Source organism: Streptomyces chiangmaiensis (assembly GCF_036281785.1).
In the GTDB taxonomy this organism is placed as follows: domain Bacteria; phylum Actinomycetota; class Actinomycetes; order Streptomycetales; family Streptomycetaceae; genus Streptomyces; species Streptomyces chiangmaiensis.
Map to the genome: position 1 here is coordinate 130,258 of NZ_JAYWVC010000003.1, position 14,229 is coordinate 144,486.

General features: G+C 69.2%; 11 protein-coding genes. 9 read left to right on the forward strand and 2 right to left on the reverse strand.

What is annotated here, in order from left to right; translation table 11 throughout:
* The first annotated feature begins 5 nt into the window (after nt 1-5).
* The 4 genes from VXC91_RS02250 to VXC91_RS02265 all read left to right on the forward strand — a co-directional run bounded on the left by VXC91_RS02250 (nt 6) and on the right by VXC91_RS02265 (nt 5,336).
* Nucleotides 6-1,433 (forward strand): NtaA/DmoA family FMN-dependent monooxygenase, encoded by a 1,428-nt coding sequence (locus VXC91_RS02250; RefSeq protein WP_329504653.1) that lies wholly within the window; start codon nt 6-8, stop codon nt 1,431-1,433.
* A complete protein-coding gene (locus VXC91_RS02255; protein WP_329504654.1) occupies nt 1,430-2,563 on the forward strand; it encodes an LLM class flavin-dependent oxidoreductase in 1,134 nt (377 codons plus the stop codon). Before VXC91_RS02250 ends, VXC91_RS02255 begins: the two co-directional genes overlap by 4 nt.
* A gap of 16 nt (nt 2,564-2,579) precedes the next feature.
* Nucleotides 2,580-3,707 (forward strand): MsnO8 family LLM class oxidoreductase, encoded by a 1,128-nt coding sequence (locus tag VXC91_RS02260; protein ID WP_329504655.1) that lies wholly within the window; start codon nt 2,580-2,582, stop codon nt 3,705-3,707.
* A gap of 396 nt (nt 3,708-4,103) precedes the next feature.
* Complete coding sequence (locus VXC91_RS02265; RefSeq protein ID WP_329504656.1) at nt 4,104-5,336, forward strand: tyrosine-type recombinase/integrase; 1,233 nt, start codon at nt 4,104-4,106, stop codon at nt 5,334-5,336.
* A gap of 755 nt (nt 5,337-6,091) precedes the next feature.
* Here VXC91_RS02265 and VXC91_RS02270 read toward each other — a convergent pair.
* Together VXC91_RS02270 and VXC91_RS02275 are read right to left on the reverse strand one after the other, a co-directional pair.
* Entirely contained in the window at nt 6,092-7,111 is a 1,020-nt protein-coding gene (locus tag VXC91_RS02270; protein WP_329504657.1) for an aldo/keto reductase, read from the reverse strand.
* Nucleotides 7,112-7,139: 28 nt separating this feature from the next.
* Nucleotides 7,140-8,036: a helix-turn-helix transcriptional regulator gene (locus tag VXC91_RS02275; RefSeq protein WP_329504658.1), complete on the reverse strand. Its 897-nt coding sequence runs from the start codon at nt 8,034-8,036 to the stop codon at nt 7,140-7,142.
* A 387-nt stretch (nt 8,037-8,423) separates the two neighbouring features.
* Between VXC91_RS02275 and VXC91_RS02280 the strand changes: the two genes are divergently transcribed.
* The 5 genes from VXC91_RS02280 to VXC91_RS02300 are packed head-to-tail and all read left to right on the forward strand — an operon-like array spanning nt 8,424 to nt 13,776.
* Complete coding sequence (locus VXC91_RS02280) at nt 8,424-9,929, forward strand: MFS transporter (RefSeq protein ID WP_329504660.1); 1,506 nt, start codon at nt 8,424-8,426, stop codon at nt 9,927-9,929.
* An 11-nt stretch (nt 9,930-9,940) separates the two neighbouring features.
* Nucleotides 9,941-10,825, forward strand: coding sequence for an aldo/keto reductase (locus tag VXC91_RS02285; protein WP_329504661.1), 885 nt, complete (start codon nt 9,941-9,943; stop codon nt 10,823-10,825).
* A 36-nt stretch (nt 10,826-10,861) separates the two neighbouring features.
* Nucleotides 10,862-11,929, forward strand: a complete 1,068-nt coding sequence (locus tag VXC91_RS02290) for an NAD(P)-dependent alcohol dehydrogenase (protein WP_329504662.1) — start codon at nt 10,862-10,864, stop codon at nt 11,927-11,929.
* The gene (locus VXC91_RS02295; RefSeq protein ID WP_329504663.1) at nt 11,926-12,705 is read left to right on the forward strand and encodes an NAD(P)H-binding protein; all 780 of its coding nucleotides are present in this window, start codon (nt 11,926-11,928) and stop codon (nt 12,703-12,705) included. The genes VXC91_RS02290 and VXC91_RS02295 overlap by 4 nt, the downstream gene beginning before the upstream one ends.
* A gap of 24 nt (nt 12,706-12,729) precedes the next feature.
* The gene (locus VXC91_RS02300; RefSeq protein WP_329504665.1) at nt 12,730-13,776 is read left to right on the forward strand and encodes a zinc-binding dehydrogenase; all 1,047 of its coding nucleotides are present in this window, start codon (nt 12,730-12,732) and stop codon (nt 13,774-13,776) included.
* Nucleotides 13,777-14,229 lie beyond the last annotated feature (453 nt).

The window sequence follows — 14,229 nt, forward strand, 5'->3', positions numbered from 1 at the left end:
CGACCATGAGCAAACCGATCACGGGCACACCGGCCACGAGCGAGCCGACCACGGGCAGGCCCCTGAAGCAGATCCATCTCGCGGCCCACTTCCCCGGCGTCAACAACACCACCGTGTGGAGCGACCCACGGGCGGGCAGCCACATCGAGTTCAGTTCGTTCGCGCACTTCGCGCGGACCGCCGAACGAGCCAAGTTCGACTTCCTGTTCCTCGCCGAGGGACTGCGACTGCGCGAACAGGGCGGCCAGATCTACGACTTGGACGTGGTGGGACGTCCCGACACCTTCACGGTCCTGTCCGCTCTCGCCGCCGTCACCGAACATCTCGGCCTGACCGGCACCATCAACTCCACCTTCAACGAGCCCTACGAGGTGGCCCGCCAGTTCGCCGGCCTGGACCACCTCTCCGGCGGACGCGCCGCCTGGAACGTCGTCACCTCCTGGGACGCCTTCACCGGCGAGAACTTCCGCCGCGGAGGCTTCCTCCCGCAGGACCAGCGCTACTCCAGGGCCAAGGAGTTCCTCGCCACCGCCACCGAGCTGTTCGACTCCTGGCACGGCGACGAAATCGTCGCCGATCAAGAGTCCGGCATCTTCCTGAAGGACGCGCAGGCCGGAGCCTTCGTCCACCGAGGACAGCACTTCGACATCGCCGGCCAGTTCAACGTCCCGCGCAGCCCGCAGGGCCGCCCGGTGATCTTCCAGGCCGGCGACTCCGACGAGGGCCGCGAGTTCGCCGCCTCCAGCGCCGACGCCATCTTCAGCCGGCACAGCACCCTGGGGGCCGGCCGGGCCTTCTACACCGACGTCAAGGGACGGCTCGCCCGCCACGGCCGAACCCACGACCAACTGCTCATCCTGCCCGCAGCGACCTTCGTACTCGGCGACACCGACGCCGAGGCACAAGAGCTGGCACACGAGGTACGACGCCAACAGGTCAGCGGCCAGACCGCGATCAAATACCTCGAACACGTCTGGAACCGGGACCTCTCCGCCTACGACCCGGACGGCCCGCTCCCCGACATCGACCCGGACCCCGGCGAGAACACCATCGCCCGCGGCCGGGCCAGCGTCCGGATGTTCCGCGACCCGCTCGCCGTCGCCAGGGAGTGGCGCGAGCGCGCCACGGCGGAGAACCTGTCGATCCGCGAGCTGGTCATCGAGACCACCGGCCGCCAGTCGTTCATCGGCTCCCCGGCCACCGTCGCCGAGACCATCAACCACTTCGTCCAGACGGACGCCGCCGACGGATTCATCCTGGTCCCGCACATCACCCCCGGCGGCCTCGACGAGTTCGCCGACACCGTCGTCCCGTTGCTCCAGGAACGCGGCGTGTTCCGCCACGACTACACCGGCACCACACTCCGCGACCACCTCGGCCTGCCACACCCCGACGCCCGCGCGGAGGCGGAGACCCGGCGGGTGGCGTCGTGAAGTTCCTGGCCATCACCCTCATCGTGCACGCCCCGGATCCGGTGACCGGCGTCCAGAAGTCCACCAACGAGCGCTTCCGCGAGGTGATCGACAACGCGCTGCTGGCCGAGGAACTCGGATTCGACGGCTTCGGCGTCGGCGAACGCCACGAGCAGCCGTTCATCTCCTCCTCACCACCCGTCGTGCTCAGCCATATCGCCGCGCTCACCTCCCGGATCCGCCTGTTCACCGCCGTCACCACCCTCAGCCTGCTCGACCCGGTACGCGCGTACGAGGACTACGCGACCCTGGACCACCTGTCCGCGGGCCGACTCGACCTGATCATCGGCAAGGGCAACGGCACCGCCCAGCGCGAGCTGTTCCACGTCACTCCCGAGGACCAGTGGGACCGCAACGCCGAGAGCTACGAGCTGTTCCGCCGGATCTGGCGGCAGGACAAGGTGAGCGCCTCCCCTCGCTTCCGCCCCGAGCTGACCGACGCCGAGGTGTGGCCCAGACCGCTCCAGCACCCCATCCGGGTCTGGCACGGCAGCGCGACCAGCCGGGAATCGGTCGACCTCGCCGCCCGCTACGGGGACCCGCTCTTCTCGGCCAACGTCACCCACCCGATCGAGCCGTACGCCGAACTCATCCGCTACTACCGGGAGCGCTGGGAGCACTACGGCCACGACCCCGCCCGGGCCGTCGTCGGCGCGGGAACGGCTGGCCACTACGCGGCCCGCACCTCACAGGAAGCGATCGCCGCGTACCGGCCGGTGTTCGAGGGCTATCTCGCGTTCCAGAAACGGCTGGGCGTAGAGCCGGTGTTCGCCACCCTGGAGGACTTCGTCGAACGCAGTTCGGCGCTGATCGGCAGCCCGCAACAGGTCATCGACAAGGTGCATCGTTACCACGAGCAGTTCGGACACAGCGTGCTCCACCTGCACGCCGACGCAGGCGGGCTCACCCACGCCCAGCACCGTGCCTCGCTCGAACTCTTCCAGTCCGACATCGCCCCGGTTCTGCGACGCGGCATCCCCGACCCGCCGTTCCTCTGGGCTCCGGTCATAGCCGAACCCGAACCCGGGCCCCAACCTGAGCCCGAGCCCGTATCCGCGCCCGCATCGGCACCCGCACCCACCGACCGCTGAGGAGCAACACCCGACCATGTCCGGCATCCCTCTCGGAGTCCTCGACCTCGTCCCGATCTCGTCCGGCTCCACCGCCGCAGAGGCGCTGCGCAACACCATCGACCTCGCCCAGCAGACCGAGCGTTTCGGCTACACCCGCTATTGGTTCGCCGAGCACCACCTCAACCCCGGCGTGGCCGGGACCTCTCCCGCAGTCGTACTGGCCCTGACCGCCTCCGCGACCTCCACCATCAGGATCGGCTCCGGTGCCGTACAACTCGGTCACCGCACCGCCCTGTCCACCGTCGAGGAGTTCGGACTGATCGACGCCCTGCACCCCGGGCGACTCGACCTGGGCCTCGGCCGCTCGGGCGGACGTCCCCCTGGACAGACGGCAGGGCCCCGGCCGACCACGACCCCCGTCGTCGACGGCCACGCCCCCAACGGGCTGAAGATCCCACCACGGTTCTCTCCCGAGCACCTGATCGGCTCGCCCCGTTTCCTGCTCCAGCAGCAGCTCCTGCACCAGCCCGGCGCCGCCCCCCAGGACTACGGCGAACAGATCGACGACATACTCGCGCTCCTACGCGGCGACTACCGCTCCACGGACGGGACCGAAGCACACGCCATCCCCGGCGAGGGCGCCGAGGTGCAGGTATGGATCCTGGGCAGCAGCGGCGGACAGAGTGCCGACGTCGCGGGCCGCAACGGCCTGCGCTTCGCCGCCAATTACCACGTCAGCCCGGCCACCGTACTGGAGGCGGCCGAGGGCTACCGTGCCGCGTTCCAGCCGTCCGATCACCTCGACAAGCCCTACGTCAGCGTTTCCGCCGACGTCGTGGTCGCGGAGGACGACGAGACCGCCCGCGAACTGGCCACCGGCTACGGCCTGTGGGTCCGCAGCATCCGCACCGCCGAGGGCGCCATCCCCTTCCCGACCCCGGAGCAGGCCCGCGCCCACGCCTGGACCGAAGGGGACCGGACACTCGTCGCCGACCGCGTCGACACCCAGTTCGTCGGCTCTCCGGTGCGCGTCGCCGACCAGCTCGAACAACTGCAGGAGGCCACCGGCGCCGACGAGCTGATCATCACCACCATCACCCACGACCACGCCGACCGGGTGCGCTCCTATCGACTCCTCGCAGATGAGTGGCAACGCCGATGAGCCGGTCGCGGCCCGGCTCCTGATGCCGAGCGGCAGGCCCGCCGACTCTCGCCCGGCCGTTCAGTCCCGCCAGTCGAGTTGGTGAATCGGACGAGATACCGCTCTTGCCGCGGCGGTGGCCTCCGCGGTTCGTGTGATCCCCGCCCTTCGACCCTGGCCTCCTGTCTGAGGCCGAAGCAGGGAGTGAGGGGCGGGTGGTCGTCGTGCTGGGCGATACATAGCAGGTGATCCCCGGTTACCGAAACCGGGGATTGTGCAGACCCTTGAGGTGTTCGGTGCTGCTTTGCATCTGGCTATGCGTGGCGGTGGGAGCAGCCCTGATGGCCGTGGCGCCTTTTGCTGACACGCAGCGGCGCCTCAGGCTATGTGGAGTATGCGCACCATCAAGGAGAGTGAGTGGTTCTGTCCGTTCCGATCAAGAAGCTCCCGCCGAATGCGAAGGGGGAGGTCCGGTACCGGTTCGTGGTCGATGTGGGGGCCGACCCCGTCACGGGGAAGCGTAAGCAGGTGACTCGGACCTTCGGTACGCTGCGCGAGGCGAAGGCCGAGTACGCGCGTATCACGAATCGTCGCTATGACGCGGCGTTGGTGCCGGCCCACGAGATCACGGTGAACGAGTGGCTCGATCAGTGGCTCGCCAAGAAGTCGGAAGACCTGGAAGAGAGCACCGTATACAGCTACAGGATGACCCTGGACCGTGTTCGCGGGAAGCTCGGGCAGATCCGGCTTCAAGAACTCACCGAGGACCACGTCGAGGCGTGGATGCAGTGGGCGCTTCGGGAAGGGCGGACCCGGGATGGCAAGGCGGGCACGGGCCTGGGCGTGACTTCGGTTGAGATGTCCCTGACGCGGCTGAAGGAGGCACTCAACCGGGCGGTGAAGCGGCGGTTGGTCGAGGTGAACGTCGCCCAGGAGGTGACGATCCCTCGGAAGGTACGCAAGGCGGAGCGCAGGACCAGGACGTTGGTGCTGCCCTGGAATGTCGAGGAGGTCCATGCCTTCGTGCGCGCGGTCGAGGACGACCGCCTGTACGCCCCGTTCCTCTTCTCCCTGATGGGCCTGAGGCCGGCGGAGATCTGTGGCATGCGCTGGGCCGACGTCGACCTGGAAAGGGCCATGCTGACCATCGCCAACACCCGGACGCTGATGGGGAACAAGACCGTGGTGGAGAAGGACACGAAGTCACTTGCAGGGGAGCGGGAGCTTCCCCTGCCCGATCTGGTCAGAGTGGCGCTGACGCGTTTCCACGCCATGCAGATGGCTGAGAGGCGGGCGGCCGGGGAGCGGTACGAAGCCAGCGGGTACATCGTCGTGGACGAACTCGGCGGGGTGCTCAACGGACGGCAGCTGCGGGAACGGGCGTACAAGGTCATGACGGAGAACGCGCTGCGGCGAGTCCGCTTGTACGACGCTCGCGCGAGTTGTTTCACCTACCTCGCGAACAACGGGGTGCCGCCTCACCTCCTTGCCCGGTGGGCGGGGCACACCAAGGTAGAGACGACGCAGCGCTGGTACGTGAAGCCCGATGTGGAGGATTTGCGTCCGGCGGCGGATGCGTGGGGAGGTTTGGCCAGTGGTGCTGCCTCCGCTCACGAGGAGAATGTGAGATGTGGGAGCGTGGGCGGGTGAGCGAGAAGAACGTCGAAACTCTGCAATACCGCTTTGACGGGCCAGAAGACGCCCCGGTCCTGGTCATGGGGACCTCCCTCGGTGCTACATGGCACAGGTTGTAAAGACCGTCTTTGGGTGTCCACCTCAGTCCAGGGCGGGTGCGTAAGTGCAGGTCAGGGCCTCGCGGTCCGAGGGGGTCGGCGTAGTTGGTGACAGACGGGTGACAGCGCCCGTGACAGCCCAGTGATAGGGCAAGGCTCGCCGGGGAGCATGCTGGCGGGGCCTCTACCCGGAGCCACGAGACGAAGCTTCACCGGAGCACGCCGGTGAGGCTTCGTCTTGAGCTCGACTGTGCTTGCGCGCATGACGCGCTCGGCTCCTCATGCAGTTCGTGTTCCTCTGATGCGCTCGGGGACGCTCGATTTGCGATCGCAGCCATCAAGACGGGGATCCGTGAGACGGCGCTGCCCGGCCGGGAAACCGGTGTCATGTGACCTGAAGACCTGTCTCAGACAGATGGGGTCTCATGGATTCCGCGGATCAATGATGACGGATGCGAGCAGTGTGTGTGGCACGCGGGGCAGCCAGGCCCCGACAGCCGACTTGTGCGAGAAGCGCCATTTCTCAGTGCTGCCCTTGCAGCACTGAGGGGGTTCGCACTCGTATGGAAAGCCGGAGGTCCTGCTCCGGCACGGCGCCCGGGGCGGTTGTTCGCCGATGGGCCGCGTTGGTGCTCCGGCTCGGCTGGCCGTGATGGGCTGAGCCGGCTCATGTCAGCGGCGTCGCTGGTCGGCCTGCAGCTCGAAGTCGCCGTAGCTGTTGTCGACCGGGTTGACCGTGACGCCCGGGGCGACGATCTCGTCGATGGCGTCGAGGGTGTCGGAGGAGAGGGTGATGTCGGCTGCGGGCAGGAACGCCTCCAGCTGTTCCATGGTGCGCGGTCCGATGATCGCCGAGGTGACACCGGGGTGGTTGATGACGAAGGCGACGGCCAGCTCGATCAGGGTCAGGCCAGCCTTCTCCGCCAGGACGGCGAGTTGTTCGACGGCGTCGAGCTTGCGCTGGTTGGCGGGGGTGTTCATGTCGAAGCGGGCCTGTGGGCGGGCGGCCGAGGCGGGGCCTTCGGTGGCGTTTTTGCGGTAGCGGCCCGAGAGCCAGCCGCCGGAGAGCGGGCTGTAGGTGAGGGTGCCCATGCCGTGGCGGCGCACGGTCGGCAGCACGTCTTCCTCGATGCCGCGCACCAGGATCGAGTAGGGCGGCTGCTCGGTGACGAAGCGCTCCAGGTTTCGCTCGCGCGAGGTCCACTGGGCTTCGACGATCTGGGAGCCGGAGTAGGACGAGGAGCCGATGTAGCGGACCTTGCCCTGGCGGACGAGGTCGGTGAGGGCGCCGAGGGTTTCGGAGACGTCTGTGTCGGGGCTGGGGCGGTGGACCTGGTAGAGGTCGATGTGGTCGGTGCCGAGCCGTCGCAGGGAGTTCTCGACCGCGCGGATGATCCAGCGGCGCGAACCGCCACGCTGGTTGGGGTCGTCGGGGTCCATGGGCATGAAGAACTTGGTGGCCAGGAAGACGTCCTCGCGGCGGCCCTTCAGCGCCTTGCCGACGATCTCCTCCGAGACGCCGGCGGAGTACACGTCCGCGGTGTCGACGAAGTTGATGCCCGCGTCGAGGGCGCGGTGGATGATCCGGATGGAGTCGCTCTCGTCCTCGTTGCCCCAGGGGCCGAACATCATCGCGCCCAGGCACAGCGGGCTGACCTGGACGCCGGTACGGCCCAGCGGTCGGTACTGCATGGAGTGGTACTCCTCTTTCGTGTGGGGGTCAGTCGTTGCCGGAGGGCACGACCGTGCCGGTGGTCGTCCAGCTCGCGAGCAGGTTCAGGGCCTGCTGTTCGGGGGAGTCCGGCTCGGGTGTGTAGAAGTTGAGGCGCAGGCCGGGGTCGGAGGGCAGTTCCATCGCCTCGTAGGGCAGTGAGAGATCGCCGACGAGCGGGTGGTGGAGGTTCTTCACACCGGAGCGGTGGAACTTCACGTCGTGCCGTGCCCACCTGCGGGCGAAGTCGTCGCTGCGGGTGGTCAGTTCGCCGATCAGGTCGGTGAGGGCCTTGTCGTGCGGCGCGCGGCCCGTCTCGGTGCGCAGGAAGGCGACGGCATCGTCGGCGCCCTTGTCCCAGTCGACCCAGAAGTCCTGGCTGGCGGGGTCGAGGAACAGGAAGCGGGCGCTGTTGACCGGCCCGCGCTGCGCGAACAGCGGTGAGTCGAACAGCGGCGCGTACAGCGCCCGGCCCAGGGCGTTGGCGGCCATGATGTCGAAGCGGGCGTTGCGGACGAACGCCGGCACGCCGGTCATCGAGTCGAGCAGCCGCAGGATCGTCGGCCGGACGCGTGAGGAGGTCACCGCCGGCCGCCGGCCGGACGGGCTGGCGGCGCGGGCCAGATCGTAGAGGTGGGTGCGTTCGGCCTCGTTGAGCTGCAGGGCGTGCGCGAGGGCTTCGAGGACCGAGTCCGAGGCGCCAGCGAGGTTGCCGCGCTCTAGGCGGACGTAGTAGTCCACGCTCATGCCTGCCAGCAGGGCGACCTCTTCGCGCCGCAACCCCGCGACACGGCGGTTTCCGCCGTAGACCGGCAGCCCGGCCTGCTCAGGGGTGATCCTGGCCCGCCGGGTGCTGAGGAACTCCCGCACCTCGGCGGCCACGTCCTTCTTGGTGTGGTCGGTCATGCTCATTTCCTGGTGTCTTTGGCTGTCGCGCCCTTGGCGGACAGCTCCCGGCGCGAGCTGTCACGCAGGAAGCCCATCTCGGGCGTCGCCCGAACACCGGCTGGCACGGCGGCCCGGAAACGGGGGCCCGGCTCTGACCGGGCTGGTCGCGTCGGCCGCCGGGCCGGACCTGAACTCGAGTAGCGGGGCACGGCGGACTCCTCTCGATCGGCCTGCGCGGTGTGCCGCCTCATCCACGGTAGGTCGGCCTGGAGGGGCCTGCGAGGTACTGCCAGTACCTGGAAGAGCAGTGACTCCCACTGTCCCCTCGAGGCGCCGTTACCTGGGAGAAGCCAGCAACTGGCGGCCCGGGATCGGGCCGCAGTCCCGATCGACGCGAGGAAGACCGTGCGCACAGCAGCCACCCACGACACCGGCGCCGCCCCCGCCGGGCCAGTCGCCGACTCAAGCCGTCCGGGCGGGCCGAGCGGCGGCAGGACCATCGCCCCGCGACGCCAGGCGCAGCGTTCCTCCGAGGGCCCGGCCCGTTCGACGCTGATCCTGGCGATCATCTGCATCAGCTACTTCATGGTCATCCTGGACAACTCGATCGTGTTCACCGGGCTGCCGCAGATCCGCTCCGACATGGGCTTTTCCGAGACGGGCCTGTCGTGGATCACCAACGCCTACGTCCTGGTCTTCGGCGGGCTGCTGCTCCTGGGAGCGCGCGCCGGTGATCTCTTCGGCCACCGCAAGGTCTTCCTGTACTCGCTGGTGGTCTTCTCGCTGGCCTCGCTGCTGGTGGGCGCCGCCCAGAGCGCCTGGTGGCTGATCGCGGCCCGGGCGCTGCAGGGCGTAGGCGCCGCCGTTCTTGCCCCGTCCGCGCTCTCCCTGCTCACGCGCAGCTTCGCAGAGGGCAAGGCCCGCAACCGGGCCATGGGCGCCTACAGCGCAGTCGCCGGCCTCGGCGCGGCGTTCGGGCTGGTCGTCGGAGGTTTGGTCGCGGACCTGATCTCGTGGCGGGCCGGGTTCTTCCTGAATGTCCCCATCGGCATCGTGATGATGGTGCTGGCGGTGCGCTTCCTGCCCGAGACCGCACGTCGGCGGGGCCGTTTCGACATCGCAGGTGCGCTGCTGGCAACCGTGGGTTCGACCGCGCTGGTCTGGGGCATCGTGAACGCCGCAGACCACGGCTGGACGGCACCGGCCACTTGGCTCCCCCTCGCAGCGGGCGCGGTGATGCTGGCCTTGTTCGTCCGGGTGGAGCGGCGGGCCGCGCAGCCGATCGTGCCGCTGCGGCTGTTCGCGAGCCGCGAGCGGTCCGGCGCCTACGTCACCCGGATGCTCTACATGGGCGCGATGATGGGGTTCTTCTTCTTCACCGCGCAGTTCGTGCAGAGCGTCTACCACTGGACGCCGCTGCAGGCGGGCCTGGCCTTCCTGCCGATGACGCTGGTCAACTTCGTCTTCGCCATCCGCGTGCCCCGGCTGCTGGAGAGGTTCGGCAGGCCCCGGGTCCTGGCCGCGGGGGTCGTGCTGACGACCGTGGGCATGGCCTGGCTGAGCCGCCTGGACCTGCACACCCCCTACCTGACCGGAGTGGCCCTGCCCATGGTGATCATCGGCGCCGGCCAGGGCCTGGCACTGGCCCCGATGACCTCCAGCGGCGTCGACGGCGTCGCACCCGAGGACGCAGGCGCCGGCTCGGGCCTGGTCAACACCGTGCACCAGATCGGCAGCGCACTGGCCCTGAGCATCCTGACGGCCGTGGCCGCCACCGTCTCCACCCATCACGCGGCCGCCGACATCGCGGCCCGCTCCGGCACCGCGCTGACGGGCTCCGCCGTCCTGCTCGCCCTGGCCGTCGTCGCCGTCCTCACCCTGATCGTGCCCGCCCGGGCGTCCCGCAAGTAAAGGACTACGTGATGCAGACCCTCACCCTCAACAACGGCGTCGAGATGCCCGCCCTCGGCCTCGGTGTCTTCCAGACCCCACCCGACGAGACCATCGCCGCGGTCACGGCCGCGCTGGAGCTGGGCTACCGGCACATCGACACCGCCGCCGCCTACGGCGACGAACGCGAGGTCGGCCAGGCCATCCGCGACTCCGGGGTGCCCCGCGACGAGATCTTCGTCGAAACCAAGATCTGGATCAGCGACTACGGCTACGACGAGACCCTGCACGGCTTCGACAAGAGCGCCGCCAAGCTCGGCGTCGACCAGATCGACCTGCTGATCCTGCACCAGGCGCTGCCGTCCGAGTTCGACAAGACCCTCGACGCCTACCGCGCCCTGGAGAAGCTCCTGGCCGACGGCAAGGTCCGCGCGATCGGCGTCAGCAACTTCATGGTCGACCACCTGACCACGCTGCTCGATGCGACGTCCGTCGTGCCGGCGGTCAACCAGCTGGAGATCCACCCCTACTTCCAGCAGCGCGAGGTGCTCGACTTCGACGACCGGCACCACATCCTCAACCAGGCGTGGTCCCCCATCGGGGGCATCACCTTCTACCCCGGCTACGGCGAGGACCGCCGAAGCGTCCTCCAGGACCCGGCCGTCACTGCCATCGCCGAGACGCACGGCAAGAGCCCCGCGCAGGTGCTGCTGCGCTGGGGCCTGCAGCAGGGCCGCTCGGTCATCCCCAAGTCCACCCGGCGCGAGCGGATCGCCGAGAACATCGACGTCTTCGACTTCGACCTCACGGCAGACGAGCTCACCGCGCTGGACGCGCTGGAGACCGGCCGGCGCGGCGGTCCCGAGCCCGAGAACGTCACCCTCGCCGCCTACGGCCGCGCCATCCCCGAAGCCTGACCTTTCACCCCGTACGACCTGCAAGAAGGAACCACAGTGCCCACCACCGTCAGCGCGTTCGGCGCCCACGAGGCCGGCCGGCCGCTCGCCCCCGTCACCATCGAGCGCCGTGACGTCGGCCCCAACGACGTCAGGCTCGACATCCTGTACTGCGGGATCTGCCATTCCGACATGAACTTCGTCGACGGCTCCTTCGGTCCGCTCCCGGTCAGCCCGCTCGTGCCCGGGCACGAGATCGTCGGCCGGGTCACCGAAACCGGCTCTGCCGTCACCCGTCACCAGGTCGGCGACCTGGTCGGCATCGGCTGCATGGCCAACTCCTGCCGCCAGTGCGAGAACTGCCGGGCCGGGCAGGAGCAGTACTGCCTGGGCGGGCACACCCTTGTCTTCGGCAGCCCCGACCCCGCCGAGCCCGGCGCCCACACCCAGGGCGGCTACTCCGAGGCGATCGTCGCCCCCGAGGACTTCGTCGTCCGCGTGCCCGAGACCCTCGACCCGGCCGCCGCCGCGCCGCTGCTGTGCGCGGGCATCACCGTCTACGCGCCGCTCAAGCGGTTCGCCGCGGGTCCCGGTACCAAGGTTGCGGTCGTCGGCCTCGGCGGACTGGGCCACCTCGGCGTGAAGATGGCCAAGGCCATGGGTGCCGAGGTCACCGTGCTGTCCCGATCGGACAGCAAGCGCGAAGCCGCCGCGGCCCTCGGCGCCGACCACTACGCCGCGACCGGTGACCGGACCGCCTTCACCGAGCTGGTCAACACCTTCGACCTCATCCTCAACACCGTCAGCGCGCCCATCAATCTGGCGGACTACCTCGGCCTGCTGCGTCTGCACGGCACCATGATCAGCGTCGGCGTCACCACCCAGCCGATGCCACTGGACGTCTTCCCCCTGCTGCAGAACGGGCGCTCCTACGCCGGTTCCCTGTTCGGCGGTATCGCCGAGACGCAGGAGATGCTCGACTTCGCCGCCGAGCACCAGGTCACCGCCGACATCGAGCTGATCGGCGCGCAGGACATCAACACGGCCTACGAGCGGATCAATGCCTCCGACGTCCGCTACCGGTTCGTGATCGACGGCTCGACCTTCAAGGGGCTGACGGCATGACACAGCCACCCCCTGCGGACACGAAGCGCGTCCTGATCATCGGCGGGACGGGCAGTATCGGACGCCTCGTCGCCGCCCGCCTGCTCGAGCTGGGTCGGCTGCCGCGCGTGCTGACCCGCGACCCCGACCGCGCCCGGCGGTCGCTGCCCGATGGTGTCGAGGCGGTGGCAGGCGAGCTGGCCGACCCGACGGCCGTGCGCGCCGCCGTCGCCGGCGTCGACGCCGTCGTGATGACCCACGGTGCGCCGTACCGGTCCGGCGACTACGCCGCGGTCGACTACGGCGCCGTGCCCGCGGTGCTCGACGCGCTGGACGGACATCGGCTGCCCGTGGTGCTGATGAGTTCGATCGGGGTCACGGCCAGCGGCGGGCAGTCGCGGGAGCTGCTGGAGTGGAAGCGACGCGGTGAGCGCCTCCTGCGGGTCAGCGGCCTGCCGTACACGATCGTCCGGCCCGGCTGGTTCGACGCCGGAAGCAGCTCCCACCAGCAGGTGGACCTGCGCCAGGGCGACCTGACCGAGTACGGGCCCGTCCGCCGCGACCACGTCGCCGAGACGATCGTCCAAGCCCTGCTGACCCCGTCCGCCAGGGGCAGGACCGTGGAGGTCTTCTCGGCCGACGGCCCGGCTATCACCGACTGGCCGGGCGCGTTCCTCGCAGCCGAACCCGACCGTCCGGGCGACCTCGACGGAGCCCGCGACCGGCCCGGACCACGACCGCAGGCAGAACCCGAGCGTGTCCGCGCCGACCTGCGACGTCACGCCCACACCCCCTGACACCCCACATCTGAGGAGACCGTCATGAAGGCAGCCATCTTCCGAGGCGAGAAGCACATCGAGCTCGGCCAGCGCCCTGACCCCACCATCCAGGAGGCGACCGACGCCGTCGTCCGCGTCGTGCGCGGCTGCGTCTGCGGCTCCGACCTCTGGTACTACCGCGGCATCAACCCCCACAAGGTGGGCAGCATCGGCCACGAGTACATCGGCGTCGTCGAAGCGGTCGGCGAGAACGTGAAGAACCTTGCGGTCGGCGACTTCGTCATCGCCCCCTTCACCTACAACGACGGCACCTGCCCCGCCTGCCGGGCCGGGTTCGAATCCAACTGCGAGCACGGAGGGGCCTTCGGCGACGGCGACAGCGACGGCGGACAGGGCGAGAAGGTCCGCGCACCCTACGCCGACGCGACCCTTGTGAAGGTCCCCGCGCCGGCCGACGGGTTCACCGACGCCCAGCTCGCCTCCTTCACCGCACTCTCCGACGTCATGTGCACCGGCTACCACGCCGCCATGAGCGCGGGCGTGAAGCAGGGCGACACCGTCGCCGTCGTCGGTGACGGCGCAGTCGGCCTCTCAGCCGTGCTGGCCGCCAAGCTCCTCGGCGCCGGCCGGATCATCGCGCTCAGCCGTCACGCCGACCGGCAGGCTCTCGCAAAGGAGTTCGGCGCCAGCGACATCGTCGCCGAACGCGGGGACGACGCCGTCACGACCGTCCTCGGCCTCACCGACGGCGCCGGCGTCGACGCCGCACTCGAATGCGTCGGCACCGACCAGTCCATCGAGACGGCCGCCGGCATCGTCTGCGCCGGAGGCATGATCGGCGCCGTCGGCGTCCCCCTCTACGAGAAGTTCGAGTACAAGACCCTCTTCTGGAAGAACATCGGCATCAAGGGCGGCGTCGCCCCCGCCCACCACTACATCCCCGAGCTGCTGCAGCACGTCCTGGACGGAACGATCAACCCCGGACTCGTCTTCGACTACTCCACCGACCTCGACCACATCGCCGACGCCTACGCCGCCATGGACGAGCGCCGCGCGATCAAGTCACTCCTCACGATCAGCCAACCGTAAGCCCGGATTCCTACACCGGTCCGATGGGGCGACGAGCCCAGCCGGTTCCCCCAGTCGCCGGGACAGGTCCCTGCCGTGCGCCGCAGCGACGGTACGTGGGCTCTCACGCCCAAGGCTGAAGCCGCCCGGATGGTCGACTGGTGCAGCAAGGCGGCAGAGACAGCCACTTCGACCAGGACCGGGCGGCTTGCCTGCCTGAGGTTCAGTGATGACGCAGCGACGCGATGCGGAGAAGGCGTGGCCCAGTCGCGTCCGAGGCCGTTCGTGCCGTGGTCGATGAAGGACAGCCGTGTAGGCGGACCACACGGCTGGCCGTCAATGCCGGTCGCGAGTGGACGAAAAGTCCACGAAGTGTCAGCCCGTCCCGACCAAATTGAGCACCGGTTCGAGCGGAGCCATCCGGCAGTGATCGAGTCATGCGGTTGTGTCCGGACAATGGGACGGTTGCCTAGT

Excerpts from the sequence above, each read along its gene's own strand:
- VXC91_RS02300 (WP_329504665.1), top strand. The coding sequence starts at position 12,730 with ATGAAGGCAGCCATCTTCCGAGGCGAGAAGCACATCGAGCTCGGCCAG.
- VXC91_RS02275 (WP_329504658.1), bottom strand. The coding sequence starts at position 8,036 with ATGACCGACCACACCAAGAAGGACGTGGCCGCCGAGGTGCGGGAGTTC.
- VXC91_RS02285 (WP_329504661.1), top strand. The coding sequence starts at position 9,941 with ATGCAGACCCTCACCCTCAACAACGGCGTCGAGATGCCCGCCCTCGGC.
- VXC91_RS02260 (WP_329504655.1), top strand. The coding sequence starts at position 2,580 with ATGTCCGGCATCCCTCTCGGAGTCCTCGACCTCGTCCCGATCTCGTCC.
- VXC91_RS02270 (WP_329504657.1), bottom strand. The coding sequence starts at position 7,111 with ATGCAGTACCGACCGCTGGGCCGTACCGGCGTCCAGGTCAGCCCGCTG.
- VXC91_RS02250 (WP_329504653.1), top strand. The coding sequence starts at position 6 with ATGAGCAAACCGATCACGGGCACACCGGCCACGAGCGAGCCGACCACG.
- VXC91_RS02295 (WP_329504663.1), top strand. The coding sequence starts at position 11,926 with ATGACACAGCCACCCCCTGCGGACACGAAGCGCGTCCTGATCATCGGC.